At 71.0% G+C, this 503-nt stretch carries 1 protein-coding gene; it reads left to right on the forward strand.

The window, feature by feature from the left end; translation table 11 throughout:
- Positions 1 to 503, forward strand: a 503-nt coding sequence (locus WDW90_RS38035; protein ID WP_336492862.1) for a radical SAM protein, incomplete at both ends; no start/stop codon positions are given.

The raw sequence follows: 503 nt of genomic DNA on the forward strand, positions 1-503 counted from the left end.
ATCCGCCACGACTGGAGCGTGGCCGAGATCCAGGCGATCCACGACCTGCCGCTCCTCGACCTCGTGTTCCGGGCGGCCGAGGTGCACCGCGCGCACAACGATCCGGCCGACATCCAGCGGGCGAGCCTCCTGTCGATCAAGACCGGCGGCTGCCCCGAGGATTGCGCCTATTGCCCGCAATCGGCCCATCACAAGAGCACCGGGCTGGCCCGCGAGCGGCTGATGCCGGTCGAGGCAGTGCTCAAGGAGGCGGCGGCCGCCAAGGCGGCGGGCGCCCACCGGTTCTGCATGGGCGCGGCTTGGCGCCAGCCCAAGGACGGGCCGGAATTCGACGCCGTCCTCGCCATGGTGCGGGGCGTGCGCGGGATGGGTATGGAGGCCTGCGTCACCCTCGGCATGCTGACGCGGGCGCAGGCCGAGCGCCTCGCCGAGGCCGGCCTGACCTCCTACAACCACAACCTCGATACCGGTCCCGACTTCTACGGCGACATCATCTCGACGCG

The organism is Methylobacterium nigriterrae, assembly GCF_037106235.1.
Lineage (GTDB): Bacteria > Pseudomonadota > Alphaproteobacteria > Rhizobiales > Beijerinckiaceae > Methylobacterium > Methylobacterium nigriterrae.